The organism is Halomonas aquatica (assembly GCF_040196335.1).
GTDB lineage: Bacteria > Pseudomonadota > Gammaproteobacteria > Pseudomonadales > Halomonadaceae > Halomonas > Halomonas aquatica.
Genome location: NZ_JBEGCJ010000004.1, coordinates 279694 through 297850, shown reverse-complemented (window position 1 = coordinate 297850; position 18157 = coordinate 279694). Strand labels below are relative to the sequence as shown.

General features: G+C 67.9%; 21 protein-coding genes. 7 read left to right on the top strand and 14 right to left on the bottom strand.

From position 1 onward, the window contains the following. Nucleotides 1-22: 22 nt before the first annotated feature. Both ABE960_RS10385 and hemE read right to left on the bottom strand, forming a co-directional pair. Nucleotides 23-418 carry a VanZ family protein gene (locus ABE960_RS10385; protein WP_349762187.1) on the bottom strand — a complete coding sequence of 132 codons (396 nt, stop codon included), beginning with the start codon at nucleotides 416-418 and terminating at the stop codon, nucleotides 23-25. Beyond that, a complete protein-coding gene (gene hemE / locus ABE960_RS10380; RefSeq protein ID WP_349762186.1) occupies nucleotides 411-1487 on the bottom strand; it encodes a uroporphyrinogen decarboxylase in 1077 nt (358 codons plus the stop codon). The genes ABE960_RS10385 and hemE overlap by 8 nt, the downstream gene beginning before the upstream one ends. Before the next feature lie 155 nt (nucleotides 1488-1642). Here hemE and ribA point away from each other — a divergent pair, with 155 nt between their 5' ends. Together ribA and trhA are read left to right on the top strand one after the other, a co-directional pair. Then, nucleotides 1643-2278 carry a GTP cyclohydrolase II gene (ribA, locus tag ABE960_RS10375; protein WP_349762185.1) on the top strand — a complete coding sequence of 212 codons (636 nt, stop codon included), beginning with the start codon at nucleotides 1643-1645 and terminating at the stop codon, nucleotides 2276-2278. Nucleotides 2279-2333: 55 nt separating this feature from the next. Beyond that, on the top strand, nucleotides 2334-3029 hold the full coding sequence (gene trhA, locus ABE960_RS10370; RefSeq protein WP_349762184.1) for a PAQR family membrane homeostasis protein TrhA: 696 nt from the start codon (nucleotides 2334-2336) through the stop codon (nucleotides 3027-3029). 7 nt (nucleotides 3030-3036) lie between these two features. Here trhA and ABE960_RS10365 read toward each other — a convergent pair whose 3' ends face one another. The 5 genes from ABE960_RS10365 to ABE960_RS10345 form a co-directional block, all read right to left on the bottom strand. Further along, nucleotides 3037-3666, bottom strand: coding sequence for a glutathione S-transferase family protein (locus tag ABE960_RS10365; protein WP_349762183.1), 630 nt, complete (start codon nucleotides 3664-3666; stop codon nucleotides 3037-3039). Between the two features lie 270 nt (nucleotides 3667-3936). After that, nucleotides 3937-4698, bottom strand: a complete 762-nt coding sequence (gene djlA, locus ABE960_RS10360) for a co-chaperone DjlA (protein WP_349762182.1) — start codon at nucleotides 4696-4698, stop codon at nucleotides 3937-3939. Nucleotides 4699-4726: 28 nt separating this feature from the next. Beyond that, nucleotides 4727-6652 (bottom strand): 1-deoxy-D-xylulose-5-phosphate synthase, encoded by a 1926-nt coding sequence (gene dxs / locus ABE960_RS10355; protein WP_349762181.1) that lies wholly within the window; start codon nucleotides 6650-6652, stop codon nucleotides 4727-4729. Between the two features lie 15 nt (nucleotides 6653-6667). Beyond that, complete coding sequence (locus tag ABE960_RS10350; RefSeq protein ID WP_349762180.1) at nucleotides 6668-7555, bottom strand: farnesyl diphosphate synthase; 888 nt, start codon at nucleotides 7553-7555, stop codon at nucleotides 6668-6670. Continuing rightward, nucleotides 7542-7835 carry an exodeoxyribonuclease VII small subunit gene (locus ABE960_RS10345; protein ID WP_349762179.1) on the bottom strand — a complete coding sequence of 98 codons (294 nt, stop codon included), beginning with the start codon at nucleotides 7833-7835 and terminating at the stop codon, nucleotides 7542-7544. The genes ABE960_RS10350 and ABE960_RS10345 overlap by 14 nt, the downstream gene beginning before the upstream one ends. A 268-nt stretch (nucleotides 7836-8103) precedes the next feature. On the opposite strand from ABE960_RS10345, the gene serA reads away from it, so the two are divergent. Beyond that, nucleotides 8104-9354 carry a phosphoglycerate dehydrogenase gene (gene serA / locus ABE960_RS10340; protein WP_349762178.1) on the top strand — a complete coding sequence of 417 codons (1251 nt, stop codon included), beginning with the start codon at nucleotides 8104-8106 and terminating at the stop codon, nucleotides 9352-9354. A 61-nt stretch (nucleotides 9355-9415) separates the two neighbouring features. Here the strand turns inward: serA and ABE960_RS10335 are convergent, their stop codons facing one another. Together ABE960_RS10335 and ABE960_RS10330 are read right to left on the bottom strand one after the other, a co-directional pair. Then, nucleotides 9416-9730 (bottom strand): type III PLP-dependent enzyme domain-containing protein, encoded by a 315-nt coding sequence (locus ABE960_RS10335; protein WP_349762357.1) that lies wholly within the window; start codon nucleotides 9728-9730, stop codon nucleotides 9416-9418. Between the two features lie 9 nt (nucleotides 9731-9739). Beyond that, the gene (locus ABE960_RS10330) at nucleotides 9740-10666 is read right to left on the bottom strand and encodes an alanine racemase (protein ID WP_349762177.1); all 927 of its coding nucleotides are present in this window, start codon (nucleotides 10664-10666) and stop codon (nucleotides 9740-9742) included. Between the two features lie 99 nt (nucleotides 10667-10765). Between ABE960_RS10330 and ABE960_RS10325 the strand changes: the two genes are divergently transcribed. The 4 genes from ABE960_RS10325 (at nucleotide 10766) to ABE960_RS10310 (ending at nucleotide 14336) form a co-directional block, all read left to right on the top strand. Beyond that, nucleotides 10766-11551, top strand: coding sequence for an enoyl-CoA hydratase (locus ABE960_RS10325; protein WP_349762176.1), 786 nt, complete (start codon nucleotides 10766-10768; stop codon nucleotides 11549-11551). A gap of 103 nt (nucleotides 11552-11654) precedes the next feature. Then, nucleotides 11655-12482: an HTH-type transcriptional regulator BhcR gene (gene bhcR / locus ABE960_RS10320; protein ID WP_349762175.1), complete on the top strand. Its 828-nt coding sequence runs from the start codon at nucleotides 11655-11657 to the stop codon at nucleotides 12480-12482. A gap of 86 nt (nucleotides 12483-12568) precedes the next feature. Further along, nucleotides 12569-13597, top strand: a complete 1029-nt coding sequence (gene pyrB / locus ABE960_RS10315; protein ID WP_349762356.1) for an aspartate carbamoyltransferase — start codon at nucleotides 12569-12571, stop codon at nucleotides 13595-13597. 91 nt (nucleotides 13598-13688) lie between these two features. Then, nucleotides 13689-14336, top strand: a complete 648-nt coding sequence (locus ABE960_RS10310; RefSeq protein WP_349762174.1) for a hypothetical protein — start codon at nucleotides 13689-13691, stop codon at nucleotides 14334-14336. Nucleotides 14337-14360: 24 nt separating this feature from the next. On the opposite strand, the gene ruvX is transcribed toward ABE960_RS10310, so the two are convergent. From ruvX to ABE960_RS10285, 5 genes are all read right to left on the bottom strand, one after another. Next, complete coding sequence (gene ruvX, locus ABE960_RS10305) at nucleotides 14361-14804, bottom strand: Holliday junction resolvase RuvX (protein ID WP_349762173.1); 444 nt, start codon at nucleotides 14802-14804, stop codon at nucleotides 14361-14363. 33 nt (nucleotides 14805-14837) lie between these two features. Beyond that, on the bottom strand, nucleotides 14838-15410 hold the full coding sequence (locus ABE960_RS10300; RefSeq protein WP_349762172.1) for a YqgE/AlgH family protein: 573 nt from the start codon (nucleotides 15408-15410) through the stop codon (nucleotides 14838-14840). A gap of 17 nt (nucleotides 15411-15427) precedes the next feature. Continuing rightward, entirely contained in the window at nucleotides 15428-16351 is a 924-nt protein-coding gene (locus ABE960_RS10295; protein ID WP_349762171.1) for an energy transducer TonB, read from the bottom strand. Between the two features lie 18 nt (nucleotides 16352-16369). Next, entirely contained in the window at nucleotides 16370-17335 is a 966-nt protein-coding gene (gshB, locus tag ABE960_RS10290) for a glutathione synthase (protein ID WP_349762170.1), read from the bottom strand. 73 nt (nucleotides 17336-17408) lie between these two features. Beyond that, the gene (locus ABE960_RS10285) at nucleotides 17409-18128 is read right to left on the bottom strand and encodes a CvfB family protein (RefSeq protein WP_349762169.1); all 720 of its coding nucleotides are present in this window, start codon (nucleotides 18126-18128) and stop codon (nucleotides 17409-17411) included. Nucleotides 18129-18157 lie beyond the last annotated feature (29 nt).

The window sequence follows — 18157 nt, the reverse complement described above, 5'->3', positions numbered from 1 at the left end:
GCCCAGTGCCGTTCGGCCGGCCCTAGGCCGAGCGACGAAGACAGAAGCGGCGAAAGGTCTGCAGCACCAGCACCGCAAATGCCGCCCCCAGGCCGTTAGCCAGGATATCGCGCCAGTCTCCTCCGAAGCGTCCCGGCACAGGAATCTGGGCAAACTCGATGGCCACCCCGTAAAGGGTGGCGACGAGGAAGGCCAGCGGCAGACGGACCCCGGCAAGCCCGATCAGGCCCGCCAGGCCGGCGTAGGCGATGAAGTGGCTGGCCTTGTCCCAGGGCAGCGTCTCGGGAAGCTCGCTGCTCGGAGTCAGGCTTCCCCAGGCGATCACCACGAACGCCAGCACGGCCAGCACTACCCAGAGGGGGCGCCACTCTCTCCCGCCCCCCCAGGGCAAGCGCTGCCACCAGGGCGCGTCAGTCATGGGCGATGTTGCGGTGGTAGGAAGGGCTCAGGTCATGAAGGGCATCCATGAAGGCCGTGACATGGTCCGGATCGGTGAACTGGTTGATCCCGTGCCCCAGGTTGAAGACATGCCCGGGGCCATGGCCGAAGCTGTCGAGGGTACGTGCCACCTCGGCGCGGATCGCCGAGGGATGGGCGAAGAGCACGTTGGGATCCAGATTGCCCTGCAGGGCGACGCGATGGCCGACCCGGGCGCGAGCAGAAGAGAGCTCGGTGGTCCAGTCCAGGCCCACGGCATCGGAACCTGCCGCCGCGATGTCCTCGAGCCACTGGCCACCGTTCTTGGTGAAGAGGATCACCGGGACCCTACGCCCCTCATGCTCGCGGATCAGACCGGCCACGATCTGCTCCATGTAGCGCAGGGAGAACTCCAGGTAGGCCGGAGTGGAGAGGGCGCCGCCCCAGGTGTCGAAGATCTGTACCGCCTGAGCGCCGGCACGGATCTGGGCGTTGAGGTAGTCGGTGACCGCGTGGGCCAGCATGTCGAGCAGCCGGTGCATGGCGTCCGGTGCGTCGTAGAGCATCGTCTTGACGTGACGGAAGTCCTTGCTGGAGGCGCCCTCCACCATGTAGGTGGCCAGGGTCCATGGGCTGCCGGAGAAACCGATCAGCGGCACACGGCCGTTCAGTTCACGACGGATGGTCGAGACGGCTCGCATCACATAGTCCAGGTCTCGCTCCGCATCGGGCACCGCCAAGGCGTCCACCTCCGCCGCGGTGCGCACCGGCTTGCGGAATTTCGGCCCCTCGCCGGTCTCGAAGTAGAGCCCCAGCCCCATGGCATCGGGGATGGTGAGGATGTCGGAGAATAGGATGGCCGCATCCAGCGGGAAGCGCTCCAGGGGCTGCAGGGTGACCTCGCAGGCCAGCTCCTGGTTGCGACAGAGGTCCATGAAGCTGCCTGCCTGGCCACGCACCCTACGATACTCCGGCAGGTAGCGGCCGGCCTGACGCATCATCCAGACCGGAGTGCGGTCGACGGGCTGACGCGCCAGGGCGCGCAGAAGGCGGTCGTTCTTGAGTTCCATGCGGGCGCTCGTCCACGGAAAATGTGAGCAACATTGTACCCCATCGCGCAAGCCGGGGATGAGCCCCGTGATGCACACGGTGAGCCCGCCCGGCCTTCCTGATAGACTGAGCATCCACCCTTCGGCAATGCCGTGGTCTTCCACTGAGGTACATCGTGACGATTCGATTCATCGCCGCCTCCCAGCTGCCTACCCCCTGGGCCACCTTCATCATGCACGGCTTCGAGGATGAGGCGACCGGCAAGGACCATATCGCCCTCACCCTGGGCGACGTGGCCGATGGTGAGCCGGTGCTGGGCCGGGTTCACTCGGAGTGCCTGACCGGCGATGCCCTTTTCTCCATGCGCTGTGACTGCGGCTTCCAGTTGCAGGAAGCTCTCAAGCGCATTGCCGAAGAGGGACGAGGCGTGCTGTTCTACCTGCGCCAGGAGGGTCGCGGCATCGGCCTGCTCAACAAGATTCGCGCCTACCAGCTGCAGGATGCGGGGGCCGACACCGTGGAGGCGAACGAGCAACTGGGCTTCGCCGCCGACCTGCGCCGCTACGATCTCTGCGTGCCGATGCTCGACCATCTGGGCATCACGTCCCTGCGGCTGATGACCAACAATCCCCGCAAGGTCGACGCCCTGACTCAGGCCGGTGTGGTGGTGATGGAACGTGTTCCGCTGACCACAGGTCTAAACCCGCATAACGAGCAGTACCTATCCACCAAGGCCGGCAAACTGGGCCACATGATGGCGCTGGGCGACTTCACCCAGGCCAGCGATGTGGATATCGAACGCAAGCCCTGAGCCACCGGGTCGCACGGCCCGACATCGGGGCGGCTCCTCGGCAGGAGGCTTCCCGATGACCCACTCCATCCCCCATGGCGAGAAGCCCGTCCGTGTCCTGGACGAGACGCCCTTCAGTGTCCTGGAAGAACTGCTGCACAGCATCAGCCACGGTATCGGCGCGGCGCTCAGCCTCGCCGGGGTAGTGGTCTTGATCGTGCTGGCCAGCCTGGCCGCCCAGGTCGACCCCTGGAAGATCGTCGGCATCAGCTTCTACGGCGCCAGTCTGGTGCTGCTCTACACGGCTTCCACCGTCTATCACGGCGTTCGCCATCCGCGCCTGAAGGGCCGATTCCAGTCCATGGACCACTGTGCGATCTATCTGCTGATTGCCGGCACCTACACGCCCTTCCTGCTGGTCAACCTGCGCGGTCCGACGGGCTGGACGCTGTTCGCCACCGTCTGGACGCTGGCCCTGGCGGGCATCGCCTGCAAGCTGGCCTGGCCCCACCGCTTCGCCACCTTGCGGGTCGCCCTCTACCTGCTGATGGGCTGGCTGGTCGTCCTGGCCGGCGATGAGCTGGCGGCCAGCCTCTCCACCACCGGCCTTGCCCTGCTGATCGCCGGCGGCATCACCTACACCCTGGGCGTAGCCTTCTATGCCATCAGCGCCATCCCCTTCAACCACGCGATCTGGCACCTGTTCGTCATGGGGGGCAGCACCTGCCACTACTTCGCGGTCTACACCGATGTGCTGCCCTTCGGGGCCTGACCCGGACTCATGCCGACTCGGCAGCGGTGCGCTCCCGCCCCACCGCCGGAGCCAGTGCCGGACGCGCCGAGGCGCGCTGCCGATAGGCCTCCAGCGCCGCCGGCAGGCGCATCTTGAACTGCACGGCCCAGCTCAGGGTATGGGCCAGCAGAAGGTCCGCCAGGGTGAAGTGATCCCCCACCAGCCAGCCCTCGCCGTCGAAGCGCCGCTCTAGGGCCCTGACCGCCCGCTGGAACTCCCAGGCAGCGGTAGGCAGTACCGCCGGCACCCGCTGCTCCCCGGGCAGCACGAACTTGTGCTTGGCCTGGGTCCAGAGCGCCTGCTCCAGCTCACCGATGATGAAGAAGAGCCACTGGTCGACCCGGGCGCGATCCTCGACGGAGGCCGGCAGCAGGCCTCCCGGTTCGCCGTAGCGCTCCGCCAGGTAACGGCAGATCGCCGCCGACTCGAACAGCGTCAGCTCGCCATCCACCAGTACCGGGACCTTGCCGTCGGGATGGCGAGCCAGGAAGGCCTCCGTCTGACCTTCCCCGCCACCCAGGTCCACATGGCGACACTCGTACTCCAACCCCAGCTCCTCGAGGGCCCAGGCCACCCGCAGCGAGCGGGAGGCGGGAAAGCTGTAGAGGGTGATCATCGGGCGACTCCTTCACGGTTCACGGTGCATCGATGCTGACACGCTAGCGCACCCCAGGCCCCATGACGATCACTATCACCGGCTGGACAGGGTCCCGTCATGAGCATCCTTCGCCGCCAACGATGAACATGAGCGTCTGTCCCGTGAGGCCACCAGTCGAGGCCTCACCAGGAACGCACTCGCCAGTAATGCAAAAGCCCCCGGAGATCCGGGGGCTTTTGCATCGGGTAGGAGCCGGCATGCACGCCGACCCCTCCAGGCGGGCAGGGATCAGGCGGCCTCGCGCGCCTTGCGGATACGCTCATAGGCGTTGCCGATCTCGCCGGTACGCTCCTTGGCCACCTCCCGCATGCTCTCGGGCAGCCCCTTGGCGGCCAGCTTGTCGGGATGGTTCTGGCTCATCAGGCGACGATAGGCCTTCTTGACCTCGGCGTCGCTGGACTCGGCGTCGACCCCCAGCACCTGGTAGGCATCCTCCAGAGAGAGGCTGTGCCCACCGGCCGCCTCGGGACCGCCGCGCAGCATGGCCTCGATCTGGGCGATCTCGGCCTCGGAGCAGCCCAGGCCCCGGGCCACGCGAAGCAGCATGTCATGCTCGGCGGGGTGCAACTCACCGTCGGCGGTGATCGCCTCGAGCTGGACCTGCAGGAACACCTGCAGCAGGGCATGCTGGCGGCCCACCACCTTGCGGACCCTGGCCAGCTCCGCCTCAAGGTCGAAGTCTTCACCCTTGCCACGGGTGAAGGCGGCGCGGGCCTCGGCACGCTGGGCCTCGTCGAGCCGCAGGCGGTCCCATAACCGCCGGGAGGCCTCCAGCTCGGCCTCGGTGACCTGGCCATCGGCCTTGCACATGCAGCCCATGACCGCAAAGGTCGAATCGAGGAACTGGGCCCGGGCCCCGGCCAGCTGACCCAGCACACTCCTGCGCAGTCGCCGTACGAGCCAGTAACCGAGGCCACCCCCGACCAGCAGCCCCAGAGGACCGCCGATCAGGAAACCCAACAGCGCACCGAACAGTATCAGGAAGAACATCTCAGCCTCGCAAAGAAAGGGTGAAGGATCAGGATAATCGGGCGCGGATCGACGCCTCGATGCCATCGGCGTCAAGGACACACTCGGTGAGCAGCTCGGCGGGCTTGCCGTGCTCGACGAAGGCATCGGGCAGTCCCAGGTTGAGCACCTCAACCTGCACACCCTCGGCCATCAGCAACTCGTTGACGGCGCTTCCGGCTCCGCCGGCGACCACGTTCTCTTCCAGGGTCACCAGCAGGTCGTGTTCGTCGGCTGCCGCCAGCACCGCCTCGCGATCCAGCGGCTTGACCGACCGCATGTTGAGGTGGCCGGCCTCGAGCCGCTCCGCCACCTCCGCCGCCGCGCCGTTGAGGCTGCCGAAAGCCAGCAGGGCCACCCGCCTCTCGGGGCCAGTGCAACGCCGCCGCCACTCGGCCCGGCCGACCTCGATGGGATCCAGGTGGTCGGGTGTCTGGACCCCCGGCCCGGTACCGCGGGGGTAGCGCACCGCCGCCGGACCGGGATGGTGGTAAGCGGCACTGAGCATCGCCCGGCACTCTGCCTCGTCGGCGGGCGCCAGCACCACCATTCCCGGGATGCAGCGCAGGTAGGACAGGTCAAGGCTGCCATGGTGGGTGGGGCCGTCCTCGCCCACCAGGCCGGCGCGATCGATGGCGAAGGTGACGTCAAGCTCCTGCACCGCCACGTCATGGATCAACTGGTCGTAGCCACGCTGCAGGAAGGTGGAATAGATCGCCACCACCGGCTTCATGGACTCGCAGGCCAGGCCCGCGGCCATGGTCACCGCGTGCTGCTCGGCGATGGCCACGTCGAAATAGCGCTCGGGGTACTCCTTCGAGAAGCGCACCAGGTCGGAGCCCTCCCGCATCGCCGGAGTGATGCCGACCAGCCGCTCGTCCACTGCCGCCATGTCGCACAGCCAGTCACCGAAGACACGGCAGTATTTCTGCTTGTGGCTCGCCTGCTGGCTGGCCGGCTTGAACGGCGGGGGCGTCTGGCCATTCTTTCCCGGCTCGCTCTTTTCCAGCTTCGTGATGGCGTGATAGCCGATGGGGTCGGCCTCGGCGGGCAGGAAGCCCTTGCCCTTGCGGGTCTTTACGTGCAGGAACTGCGGCCCCTCCAGGTCACGCATGTTACGCAGGGTATGGACCAGCAGCGGCAGGTCGTGGCCGTCGATGGGCCCGATGTAGTTGAAGCCCAGCTCCTCGAAGAGCGTGGCGGGGCTGATCATGCCCTTCATGTGCTCCTCGGTGCGCCGCGCCAGCTCCAGGGCGCCGGGCAGGTGGGAGAGCACCTTCTTGCCGCCCTCGCGCATGCTGGTGTAGGGCTTGCTGGTGAGGATGCGCGCCAGGTAGCTGGCCATGCCACCGACGTTCTCGGAGATCGACATCTCGTTGTCGTTGAGCACCACCAGCAGGTTGGCATCCACGTGGCCGGCATGGGCCAGAGCCTCGAAGGCCATGCCCGCAGTCAAGGCTCCATCGCCGATCACCGCACAGACCCGGCGCGACTCGCCGCGGGTTCGAGCGGCCAGCGCCATGCCCAGGGCCGCCGAGACCGAGGTGCTGGAGTGACCGACGCCGAAGGTGTCGTATTCCGACTCGGCCCGCCGGGGGAAGGCGGCAAGGCCGCCGTACTGGCGAATGCCGGTCATCGCCTCACGGCGACCGGTGAGTATCTTGTGAGGGTAGGCCTGGTGGCCGACGTCCCACACCAGTCGATCATGGGGCGTCTCCAGGGCCTGGTGCAGGGCCACGGTGAGCTCCACCACGCCCAGGCCGGCCCCGAAGTGGCCACCCGAGACGCCCACGCTGTAGAGCAGGTAGGCGCGCAACTCGTCGGCCACCCGGGCCAGCTGGCCGGCGTTCATGGCACGCAGCGCGGCCGGCGTATCCAGGGTATCGAGCAGCGGCGTGGCCGGACGCTCGTCGGGAATCTCATCGAACAGCTTCATGTGGGCCCTGTGGTGTCAATGGTCACGCTCGATCATGTAGCGGGCCAGGTCGGCCAGGGGATGGGCGCTCTCGCCCAGCGGCGCCAGGGCCGCCACGCCCGTCTCGACCAGGTCGAGGGCCCGGCGGCGAGCCCCCTCGAGCCCCAGCAGGCTCGGATAGGTCGGCTTGGCCCTGGCGGCATCGGCCCCGGAGGTCTTGCCCAGGGTAACGGTGTCGCCGGTCACGTCGAGGACATCGTCGTGGATCTGAAAGGCCAGCCCGATGGCATCGGCATAGGCATCCAGGGCCGCCAGCCGCGGGTCGGTCTCGTCGACCGCGACCAGCCCGCCCAGGCGCACCGCCACGCGGATCAGGGCCCCGGTCTTGTGGCCGTGCATGGCCGCCAGCGCGGCCACTTGCGGATGCCCTCCCACGGCGGCCAGGTCCAGTGACTGGCCGGCCACCATGCCATCGCGCCCGGCGGCCCGGGCCAGGCTGGCGACCAGGACGCCTGCTCGCGGGTGGGCGCGTGCCGCCAGCACCTCGAAGGCCAGGGCCTGGAGCGCATCGCCGGCGAGAATGGCGGTGGCCTCGTCATAGGCCCGATGCACCGTGGGCTGGCCACGACGCAAGTCGTCATCGTCCATGGCCGGGAGATCATCGTGAACCAGCGAGTAGGCATGGACCAGCTCCAGCGCCATGGCGGAGGCATCCAGATCGTCATCCACGGCGCCCAGGGCGCGGCCGGCCGCGTAGACCAGCAGCGGTCGCAGCCGCTTGCCGCCCACCAGCAGGGCGTGGTGCATGGCCGACTCCAGCCGTGGCGAGGGCGCCGCACGCTCGGCGAAGAGCGACTCGAGACGGGCATCGACCCGGGCACGGTCCGCGGCCAGACGGGCCGCGAGCTCGTCAGCGGTCACCATCGTCCTCCGCAGGCGGCGCCGCGAAGGGCTGCAGGTCCACGCCGCCCGCCTCACCCTCGGTTAGGGTGCGCACCCGGAGTTCCGCCTCGTCGAGCCGACGCTGGGCGTCGCGTGTCAGGCGCACGCCCTGCTCGAAGGCCGCGAGGGAGCCTTCCAGCGACAGTTCGCCGGACTCCAGACGCTCGACGAGCTGCTCCAGCCGCTCGACGGTGGCAGCGAAGTCGGCCGGTGCCGGCTCGTCACCGTCCCCGCCCCTGCCTTGACTGTGATGTTCCGCCATCGCCTAATCTCGCCGGTGGATGATCCTGGGGCGGACAGTATACACGCTCTCCCCGGGGGGTCGTCTGCCCCGGGGACCGGCACAACATGCATGCCGCTCATCCGGGGCACACAGCATTTTCATCGTGGCTCATGCCGGCTGTGGTAACATGCGTGCCCTGTTTCGAGCCTGTCTTGCCCCGGGCCAAGTGTCACCGGCAGGCCCCAGGCTCATGGCATCTTCATGACACATGCATGCGGCGCGCGCCGAAGAAGGGGTTGAATCGACCATGGCCAAAACGTCCCTGGACAAGAGCAAGATCAAGATCCTGCTGCTCGAGGGCGTCCACCAGAGCGCGGTGGACAATCTTCTCAATGCCGGTTACACCAACATCGAACACCTGCCGACCTCGCTGGACGAGGCGTCGCTGATCGAGAAGATCCGCGACGTACACTTCATCGGCATCCGCTCGCGGACCCAGCTCAACGAGCGCGTCTTCGATGCCGCCGAGAAGCTGGTGGCGGTGGGCTGCTTCTGCATCGGGACCAACCAGGTCGACCTCGACGCCGCCCTGGTGCGCGGCATTCCGGTATTCAACGCCCCCTTCTCCAACACCCGCTCGGTGGCGGAGCTGGTGCTGGCCGAGGCCATCATGCTGCTGCGCGGCATCCCCGAGAAGAGCCACCACGCCCATCAGGGCGGCTGGCAGAAGTCGGCGAAGAATGCCCATGAGGCTAGGGGCAAGACCCTGGGGATCATCGGTTATGGCAGCATCGGCTCCCAGCTCTCGGTGCTCGCCGAGTCGCTGGGCTTCGAGGTCATCTACTACGACGTGGTGACCAAGCTGGCCATGGGCAACGCTCGCCAGGTGGCCAGCCTGAAGGACCTGCTGGCCCGCGCCGACGTGGTCAGTCTGCATGTGCCGGACCTGGCCTCCACCCGCTGGATGATCGGCGAGGCGGAGATCGCCCTGATGAAGGCCGGCGGCATCCTGATCAACGCCTCGCGCGGCAGCGTGGTGGTGATCGAGGCCCTGGCCGAGGCCCTGAAAAGCGGGCGTCTCGCCGGCGCGGCCGTCGACGTCTTCCCCGTGGAGCCCAAGGGCAACGACGAGGAGTTCGTGAGCCCCCTGCGTGGCCTGGCCAATGTCATCCTCACGCCGCATATCGGCGGCTCCACCCTCGAGGCCCAGGAGAACATCGGCATCGAGGTCTCAGAAAAGCTGGTGACCTACTCCGACAACGGCACCACCGTGAGCTCAGTCAACTTCCCCGAGGTCGCCCTGCCGGCTCACCCGGACAAGCATCGCCTCCTGCACATCCACGAGAACGTGCCCGGGGTGCTCTCCGAGATCAACCGAGTGCTCTGCGAGAACGACATCAACATTCTCGGCCAGTACCTGCAGACCAACGAGCGCATCGGCTACGTGGTCATCGACGTCGACAAGGACTATGGCCCCAGGGCCCTGAAGGCCCTGAGTCAGGTGGCCCACACCAAGCGGGTGAGGGTGCTCTACTCCGAATCCAGCCTAGAGGGGTAGCGGTGTAAACCCACCCGCCCGTTTCCGCCGGCGAGGGAGCGGCCCAGACTCGGCCAGGCCGTCAGAAGCAGGTCTCGAGGACCTCGACCACCTCGAGGCCCTCGTTGACCCGGCAGAGGCGCCGCCACTTGTCGAAGGTCAGGCAGGGGTGGGAGATGCCGAAGGCGACGATGTCGCCAACGCTCACGTCTCCGGTGCCATCGGGCAAGGCCAAGAAGGCGTGCTGGTCCATCAGCTTCGTCACCCGCCAGCCATCGACCGCCAGGGTCTGGTCCGGGGCGCCGCCTTCCCGGTAGCGACGCAGCGCCAGCGGCAGGCGGTCGCCACCGACATCTCGACGGCCCATGGCGACAATGGCGAGTCCCGGCTCGGGCAGCGACTGGACCTAGGCGAAGACCTCCAGAGCCGGGCGCAACCCCTCTCCAAGTGCCGGGCGCCGACCCAGTACCCGAGCCTGGGACTCGCCGTAGAGGCCGTGATCGTGGGTCACATAGCAACCGGGGCGCATCACGCGCCGGACCCGCTGGTCCAGCCTGGCATCGCGGAAGGCCTCGGCGACGAGGTCATGCCAGGCAGAGCCAGAGGCGGTGACCAGCGGCCGCTCCACCGCCAGCCAGCCGCCTTCATCCAGAGCCGCCAGGATGTCCACCACTTCCGCTGCATAGGCCGCCACCGCGGCCTCCCGGGAGACGCCTGTCTCGGCCTGGACCAGGCCCTCGTAACCTTCCAGCCCGGCTAGCACCAGGCCGGGTTGGTCGGCCACCACCTCGGCCAGCGCCATCACCTCACCGCGGTCACGGCACCCACAGCGCCCACCGGGCACGCCTCGCTCGATCAGCACCGGCAGGCGCAGGTAGCGCTCGGCGAAGAAGCTCCCCAGTGCTCGAACGTTGGACACGGAGTCCACCAGCACGTAGAGCTCAGCGCCGGCCTCGAGCAGCTCGGCGACGATGGCCATGTTGGCCCGCCCCACCAGCTGGTTGGCCAGCAGCAGGCGCGTCACGCCATGGGTGAAGGCGGCCCGGCACTGGGGGGCGGTGGCCAGAGTGATGGCCCAGGCACCAGCCTCGAGCTGGCGATGAAAGAGGGCCGGGGCCATGGTGGTCTTGCCGTGGGGGGCCAGGCTCGTCCCATGGGCGTCGCAGAATCCCTGCATCCAGGCGAGGTTGTGGGCCAGCGGCGCCTCGTGCAGCACCGCCGCCGGCAGGCTCACATCCTCCAGCAGCCGGGCGCCGGTCTCGGGCAGGCCCTTGTGCTCGGCGCGGGCGGGATCCGCCATGAGGGCGATGGACGTGGGAGAAGGATCGCTCATGGGTACTCCTGGAAGGGGACCGTCTTTGGTCGCAAGACTAACGAAAGCGGTGCGCCTGGCGCTAGGCTGGAGGCTGTTCCTTACCCCGGAGACCCCACGATGCAGGACGACACCCCCCTGGTACGGCGCCACGATCTCGAGGGCGTCACGACCCTGACGCTCAACCGCCCGAGGCAGTTCAACGCTCTCTCCGAGGAGATGCTCGAGGCCCTGGGCGGAGAGCTCGACCGGCTGGCCGGCGAAGAGCGCCTGCGCTGCGTGGTGGTCGCCGCCGAGGGCCGCGCCTTCTGCGCCGGCCACGACCTGAAGCAGATGCGCGCTTCCCCCGACGAGGCCTACTACCGGCGGCTCTTCGCACGCTGCTCGGCGGTGATGCAGGCCATCGTCGCCCTGCCGGTGCCGGTGATCGCCCGGGTCCAGGGACTGGCCACCGCGGCGGGTTGCCAGCTGGTGGCGAGCTGTGACCTGGCGGTGGCGGCCCGCTCGGCGCGCTTCGCCGTCTCGGGCATCAATGCCGGGCTGTTCTGCTCCACCCCGGCAGTGGCCCTCTCGCGCAATGTCGGCCGCAAGCGGGCGATGGAGATGCTCTTCACCGGCGAATTCATCAACGCCGATCGGGCGCGCGACTGGGGGCTGGTCAACCGTGTCGCCGACGACGAGGCCCTCGACGAGGAGCTAGGCGCGCTGACCGCCAGCATCTGCGCCAAGAGTGCGGTCGCGGTGCGCACCGGCAAGGCGATGTTCCACCGCCAGCTCGCCCTGCCGCTGGACGAGGCCTACGCCTATGCCGCCGAGGTGATGGCATGCAACATGATGGCCGAGGATGCCGGCGAAGGGATCGATGCCTTCATCGAGAAGCGTCCGCCCGAGTGGCGACACCGCTGAGGTCACGGCATCATCGCCGGATGGAAGCCATTTCCGAAACCGCGACATCACCCCGCCGACTCGGTATCCTAGGCCCGATCCAGCATGCGACAGGAGAGAACGGGTGAGCGAAGGAAAGCGCAGGACGGCGGGACGTCCCGCCGGTTCAGGCAAGAGCACCAGCGGCCACAGCCAGTCACTGGTTCGCGGGCTCAACCTGCTCGAGCGCCTGGCGGCGAGCCCCGGCGGCCTGGCCCTGTCTGAGCTGGCCGAGGAGGCGGGCTTCGCACCCTCCACCACCCACCGGCTGCTGCAGGCCCTGCAGAGCCAGGGTTTCGTCAGCCAGGACAGCGAGCTCGGCGTGTGGAAGATCGACGTCAAGACCTTCCGCATCGGCAACAGCTTCCTCGAGGCGCGCGACTTCGTCGGCACCAGCCGCCCCTTCCTGCGACACCTCACGGCCCAGACCGGCGAGACGGCCAACCTCGGCGTGCGCGATGATGGCACGGCGGTGTTTCTCGCCCAGAGCGAGTCACCGCAGATGATGCGCATGATCACCCGGCTCGGCTCCCGGGCGCCGCTGCATGCCTCCGGCGTGGGCAAGGCTCTGATGGCCTGGCTGCCCGAGGACGAGGTCGAGCGCATCCTCGACGAGCGGGGCCTGGCGCGACTCACAGAGAACACTCTGCACAGCCTCGAGTCACTGCGTGAGGGGCTGGCCGAGATACGCCATCAGGGCTTCGCCTGCGACCGTGAAGAGCATGCCATCGGATTGCACTGCGTGGCCGCCTGCATCCACGACGAGCACGGCATCCCGCTGGCCGCCATCTCCGTCTCCGGGCCGGTGGCGAGGATTCCCGAGGAGCGGCTGCTGGAACTCGGCCAGCTGGTGCGCGAGACCGCCGCCGAGATCACCGCGAGACTGGGCGGGCGGGTGCCGGAGGCCTGGTAGGCGACCGGGGTACCCGTGTCGCGAGATGGCTGAAGCCCTTTCCCCAGGGCGTTACACTAGTGCCCGTTCCCCTTACCGAGGCCGCCGTGATGTCCCACCTGCTCTCCATCGACTCCCTGTCCCGCGACGACATCGACCACCTCATGCGCGTCGCCGGGCAGATGGAGCCCATCGCCCAGCGGCGCAAGATCACCCGGGTGCTGGAAGGGGCGGTGCTCGGCAACCTCTTCTTCGAGGCGAGTACCCGTACCCGGGTCAGCTTCCATGCCGCCTTCTCCCGGCTCGGCGGCAGCGTCTGCGACACCACCGGCTTCACCTTCTCGTCCATGGCCAAGGGCGAATCACTCTATGACACCAGCCGGGTCATGAGCGGTTATTGCGACGCCATCGTCATGCGCCACCCGGACCAGGGCTCGGTGGCGGAGTTCGCCGCCGCCACCCACGTGCCGGTGATCAATGCCGGCGACGGCCCGGGCGAGCATCCCAGCCAGGCGCTGCTGGACTTCTACACCATCGACAAGGAGTTCGCCCTCCAGGGCAAGACGCTCCAGGATGCCCACGTGCTGATGACCGGTGACCTGAAGTACGGGCGCACCGTTCACTCGCTGATCAAGCTGCTGGCGCGCTACGCGCCGATGCGCATCACCCTGGTGGCCCCGCCGGGTCTGGAGATGCCGCACCACCTGATCGAGCGCGTCAGCCGCCAGGGGCTGACCGTGGGGGTCCGCGAGAGCCTGGCCGGCGACTTCTCAGACGTTGACGTGGTCTACACCACCCGGATCCAGAAGGAGCGCTTCACCGCCGAGATGAGCGAGAGCTTCAACCTCTCGCGCGACTTCACCGTGGACCGCGCCTTCCTGGACAGCCGTTGCAACGCCTCCACCATCGTCATGCACCCGCTGCCCCGGGACAGCCGGCCCGAGGCCAATGATCTCGACGTGGACCTGAACGGTGACCCGCGCCTGGCGATCTTCCGCCAGACCGACAACGGCATCCCGGTGCGCATGGCGATCTTCGCCACCCTGCTCGAGGTCGAGGAGCACATCGAGCGAGACCTTCGCGACGTTCCCTGGTACGTGCCCCCGACAGTGGGCGTTGAAGACGCCGCCTTCTGAACAGCCTGCACGTCGTGGCCGATCACCTATGCTGCGGGGACTACAATCCGCGTCGCCGACCATGGCGACCAGACCTGGAGACGCAAGACCGATGAACCTTAACCGTGCGTATCTGTTGCTGTGTGGCTTCTACACCCTGCTGATCCTGATCGGCATCATCGCTATGCTGATGGGCGGAGGGTCGCTTACCGCCGTGATCCAGTTGGGCACGGGAGCGGTGGTTGTAATCGGCCTATGGGGGTATTTCCTGGACAGGGGATTCCTTAACCCACGAATGTGGCGGCCCCTGGCAGGACTGCTGGCCCTAGGCATCATCACACAGCTGCTCGCGGTCTTTACGGCGAACCTCTCGGGCACAGCGATGACCTGGAGCCTCACCACGGCCATCTTCTCGGTGTTGCCGATGATCTTTCTGTATCGCTACGGCGACCGTGACCAGCCCCTGTGGGCCACGGCCGAGGAAATCGAGGGTGGTAAAATACTGAGCAAGCTGCTTGAGGAACAGCGCGAGCTGAAGGTCGAGAAACAGGCCCAGGGCAGCCGGGCAATCGTCAGGGTTCGCAAGACAGATGATACCTACCTGGCCAGTGTCGAGCGGGAGCGGGAAGGGAGCAAGGAGGCCTTCGAGGAGCGCTTCCGTTGCCCGGCGACCCTGGCGTTCTTCATCGAGAAGTTCACCTGCCTCACGGTGGGCGACTTCACCACGGAGTACATGGACGCCGGCACTGGCCCGGCCTGATGCTTGATGCCTGATCACCCTGCCTCAGCGAGGCGGTAATCCCTCTCTCCGGGCGAACCAGCTCTCCAGGATCAGTACCGCGGCGATGCCGTCGACGCTGTGTTCCCGGTAGTTGCCGCGGTGGCCGGCCTCCCGGGCGATCGCCTTGGCCTCGCGGGTGGAGCCACGCTCATCGACCATCTCGCAGGGAATGCCGAAGCGGCCATAGAGCCGCTTGCCGAACTTGCGTGCCCGGGTGCTCATGACCGACTCGCTGTCGTCCATGTTGAGCGGCAACCCCACCACGAACAGATCCGGCCGCCATTCGTCCACCAGCCGGGCCACCTGCGCCCAGTCGGGGATGCCGTCCCGGGCCGGCAGCGGCGCAAGCTCCCGGGCACTGCCGAGCAGTTCGTTGCCCACCGCCACACCGATGCGTCGCGTGCCGAAGTCGAAGGCCAGGATCAGGCGCGCGCCGGCGTCGGCCATCAGGTCGCCCCCTTTATCATCAGTTCCCCGAGATCAGGAGTGGCCCGCCTCGCGGGTCATCAGGTTCAGGTCGACGCCCAGGATGCCCGCGGCGGCGCCCAGGCGCTGTTCCGGCGGCACGGAAAAGAGGATCTCGGCGCGGCCCTCGACGGTGAGCCAGGCGTTGTCCTTGAGCTCGTCCTCCAGTTGGCCGGCCTCCCAGCCGGCGCAGCCCAGGCAGACCAGGAACTGCTCGGGGCCCTTGTCGTCCGCCAGCGCCTGGAGGATGTCCATGGAGGTGGTCAGGGCGATGTCCTCGGCGACCTGGATACTGGAATCCCAGGGATCGCTGGACCCACGGTGCAGGATGAAGCCTCGGTCCTTGTGAGTCGGACCGCCATAGTAGACCGGGGCCTCACGATGGGGGCTCTCGTCGCCCCCCAGCTCAAGCTGCTCGAAGAGGGCGTCCAGAGTCAGCTCCAGAGGCCGATTGACGATCACCCCCATGGTGCCGTTCTCGTCATGGTCGCAGAGATAACTGAGGCTGCCGGCGAAATTGGGGTCTTCCAGGTGCGGCATCGCCAGCAGAAAATGGTTTTTCAAGCCGAAGTGTTGCACGGATTGCATGGGACTCCCCGGCGGACCTATTGCACGCCGTAATGATTGCCTTGGCCGAACCGCCAGACCCGAGTGATGGACAGGCTGTCCAGGTTGCCCATGCCCCGGTCGAAGGGCCGGTAGGGGGCGGCGCCGTGCACCGTGTCCAGGGCCGCCTGGTCGAGTTCGGCATGTCCCGAGGATTGTATCACCTCTGCCTGGCGAACCTGACCGTCGCGGCCGATGACCACCCGGATACGCAGCTGCCCCTCCAACTGACGCGGCGCCGGGTGCACGCGGTTACCGTAATCCTCGACCCGGCGGGTCCAATCGTCGATATAGCGGGCCTCGGCCGCCTGCCGTGCGGCCTGGCGCCCCTCGCCCGGCTGCTCGCCCGCGAAGTCGGGCGAGAGGCCCTGATCACGGATGCTGGAGGTCGCCTGGGCGAGCAGGTCGCGCCCGGAGGCCGAGGGGGCCGCGGCGGTGAGCAGTGCCGAGGTGTCGGCCGACTGCGGAGCGCTGTCGCGTGGCTCGGGGATCGCCTGGGCCTCGTGGGGAACCTCGGCGGCCGATGGCTCGGGCGCCTCGGTGGGAAGGTCGGGATCCAGGCGCGCGTCACTTTGCGGCTCGGTCGGCGTGGCCGGGTCCACCTCGGGCTCGGCCGCCGACAGCTGGGGCATCTCGTCCATGGGAGCGGCCCGGGCCTCGGCGGGTGCCTGATCCTGAGGCGTGCCGGCGGCATCCTGGTCGGCCTCGGCGATGGCCTCGGCCTCCACGGGAACCGGCGCCGGGCGACTCACCAGCACCACATCGACACTGGGCTGCTCCACGGGGGCCGGGGCGAACTGACGGCTCGCCACCACCCCGATCACCACCAGATGCAGCAGCAACGCCAGCGACCAGGCCAGCCTGTGCCGGTGCGGATGAGTCACCGGCGCATACTGGATGGGGTCGCTGAGGTTGCTGGTCATGGTCGCCGACCTCCCGGGTCAGCCCCGCTCGCCGAGACGGCGCTGGATGGCATCCATCAGCAGGCCGGCGATGTCGGTGCCGCGCTGGTCATCGATCTCACGCACGCAGGTGGGGCTGGTCACGTTGATCTCGGTGATGTAGTCACCGATCACGTCGAGGCCGACGAACATCAGCCCCTTCTCGCGGATCACCGGCTGCACCTGCTCGATCAACCAGTGGTCTCGGGCGGTGAGCTCGCGGCTGACCCCCGTGCCGCCGGCGGCCAGGTTGCCGCGAGTCTCGCCGGCCATGGGCACCCGTGCCAGACCGAAGGGCACCGGCTCACCGTCCACCAGCAGGATCCGGGTGTCGCCCTCGCTGATCTCGGGGATGTAGCGCTGGGCCATGATCTGTCGCTGGCCACGATCAGTCAGCATCTCGATGATGGATCCGAGGTTGCGGCCCTCGGGGCTCACGTGAAAGATCCCGCTGCCGCCCATGCCGTCCAGCGGCTTCAAGATCACGTCGCCATGCTCGGCATGGAAGGCCCGCAGCACGGCTGCATCGCAGGAGACCACGGTCGGGGTGCAGCACTGGGGAAACTGCTGGGCGAACAGCTTCTCGTTGCATTCCAGCAGCGCCTGGGTGGGGTTGACCACCAGCACGCCCTCGCGCTCGGCGAATCCCAGCAGGTAGACGGCATTGAGGAAATGGCCGTCTACCGGGGGGTCCTTGCGCATCAGGATGACGTCGAGCTCTGCCAGCGGCCCCACCTCGGGCTTGCCCAGGTCGAACCAGTGCCCGGGGTCGCGATGCACCTCGAGGCGTCGCAGCCGACCGAAGGGGCGCCCCTCGCGCAGGAAGAGGTCTTCCTGCTCCAGGTAGTGCAGCGACCAGCCACGGTCCTGAGCGGCCCACAGCATGGCCAGGCTGGTGTCCTTCTTGTAGGTGAGATCGGCGATGGGGTCCATCACCACGCCGACCTTCACAGGGCGTTCGCTCATCGGGCAGGGCTTCCAGGGTTCAGGGAATGGATGCCCGCAGTATGCCGCAGGGCCCGGGACAACACCAAGGCGCTCAGTCGTCCTCCGCTCCCTCACCACTCGGTGCCAGGCGGATCCCGCCGGGCTCCAGGGTGATCCGGCGATGCTTGTAGAGCCGCCCGATGGCCTGCTTGAAGGCGTTCTTGCTCACGCCCAGCCGCGCCTTGATCTCCGCCGCCGAGGAGGCGTCGCACAGCGTCAGGTAGCCGCCGCTCTCGCGCAAGGCCTTGAGCACCTGCTCGCCGACCACATCGAGACGCGTCGGGCCTGGCGGCAGCAACGACAGGTCCAGGCGACCATCATCACGGCGCCGCTTCACATAACCGATGAGCCGCTGGCCGCGGCGCAGCGGCCGGTTTGCGTCATCGCGGTAGAGCAGTCCCCAGAAACGGTGATCCACCGCCACCTTGTACCCCAGGTCGGTCTGATCGGCGATCACCAACGCCACCTCGTCGCCCGATGCCAGGCCCTCGGACTCATCCGCCAGGAAGCGATCCAGGCGCTGGGAGGCCACCGGCCGGCCCTGCTGGTCCTCATAGATCATCACCAGCACCCGCCGGCCCACGCTGGGGCGGAAACGCTGCTCGCCATAGGGCAGCAGCAGGTCACGGGGGTGGCCCCAGTCGAGGAAGGCGCCCGTCTCGTTGACGGTCACCACCTCCAGATAGGCCACCTCCCCGACGACGGCCCGAGGGGCGCGATGGTGGCGAGCCCCTGCAGGACGCGACGAGCGATGGTCTCGGGAATCGGGCATGGGGGGCTCCAATGAAGGGTGGCCGCGTC

Excerpts from the sequence above, each read along its gene's own strand:
- ABE960_RS10385 (WP_349762187.1), bottom strand. The coding sequence starts at position 418 with ATGACTGACGCGCCCTGGTGGCAGCGCTTGCCCTGGGGGGGCGGGAGA.
- hemE (WP_349762186.1), bottom strand. The coding sequence starts at position 1,487 with ATGGAACTCAAGAACGACCGCCTTCTGCGCGCCCTGGCGCGTCAGCCC.
- trhA (WP_349762184.1), top strand. The coding sequence starts at position 2,334 with ATGACCCACTCCATCCCCCATGGCGAGAAGCCCGTCCGTGTCCTGGAC.
- ABE960_RS10365 (WP_349762183.1), bottom strand. The coding sequence starts at position 3,666 with ATGATCACCCTCTACAGCTTTCCCGCCTCCCGCTCGCTGCGGGTGGCC.
- djlA (WP_349762182.1), bottom strand. The coding sequence starts at position 4,698 with ATGTTCTTCCTGATACTGTTCGGTGCGCTGTTGGGTTTCCTGATCGGC.
- dxs (WP_349762181.1), bottom strand. The coding sequence starts at position 6,652 with ATGAAGCTGTTCGATGAGATTCCCGACGAGCGTCCGGCCACGCCGCTG.
- ABE960_RS10350 (WP_349762180.1), bottom strand. The coding sequence starts at position 7,555 with ATGGTGACCGCTGACGAGCTCGCGGCCCGTCTGGCCGCGGACCGTGCC.
- ABE960_RS10345 (WP_349762179.1), bottom strand. The coding sequence starts at position 7,835 with ATGGCGGAACATCACAGTCAAGGCAGGGGCGGGGACGGTGACGAGCCG.
- serA (WP_349762178.1), top strand. The coding sequence starts at position 8,104 with ATGGCCAAAACGTCCCTGGACAAGAGCAAGATCAAGATCCTGCTGCTC.
- ABE960_RS10330 (WP_349762177.1), bottom strand. The coding sequence starts at position 10,666 with ATGAGCGATCCTTCTCCCACGTCCATCGCCCTCATGGCGGATCCCGCC.
- ABE960_RS10325 (WP_349762176.1), top strand. The coding sequence starts at position 10,766 with ATGCAGGACGACACCCCCCTGGTACGGCGCCACGATCTCGAGGGCGTC.
- ABE960_RS10310 (WP_349762174.1), top strand. The coding sequence starts at position 13,689 with ATGAACCTTAACCGTGCGTATCTGTTGCTGTGTGGCTTCTACACCCTG.
- ruvX (WP_349762173.1), bottom strand. The coding sequence starts at position 14,804 with ATGGCCGACGCCGGCGCGCGCCTGATCCTGGCCTTCGACTTCGGCACG.
- ABE960_RS10300 (WP_349762172.1), bottom strand. The coding sequence starts at position 15,410 with ATGCAATCCGTGCAACACTTCGGCTTGAAAAACCATTTTCTGCTGGCG.
- ABE960_RS10295 (WP_349762171.1), bottom strand. The coding sequence starts at position 16,351 with ATGACCAGCAACCTCAGCGACCCCATCCAGTATGCGCCGGTGACTCAT.
- gshB (WP_349762170.1), bottom strand. The coding sequence starts at position 17,335 with ATGAGCGAACGCCCTGTGAAGGTCGGCGTGGTGATGGACCCCATCGCC.
- ABE960_RS10285 (WP_349762169.1), bottom strand. The coding sequence starts at position 18,128 with ATGCCCGATTCCCGAGACCATCGCTCGTCGCGTCCTGCAGGGGCTCGC.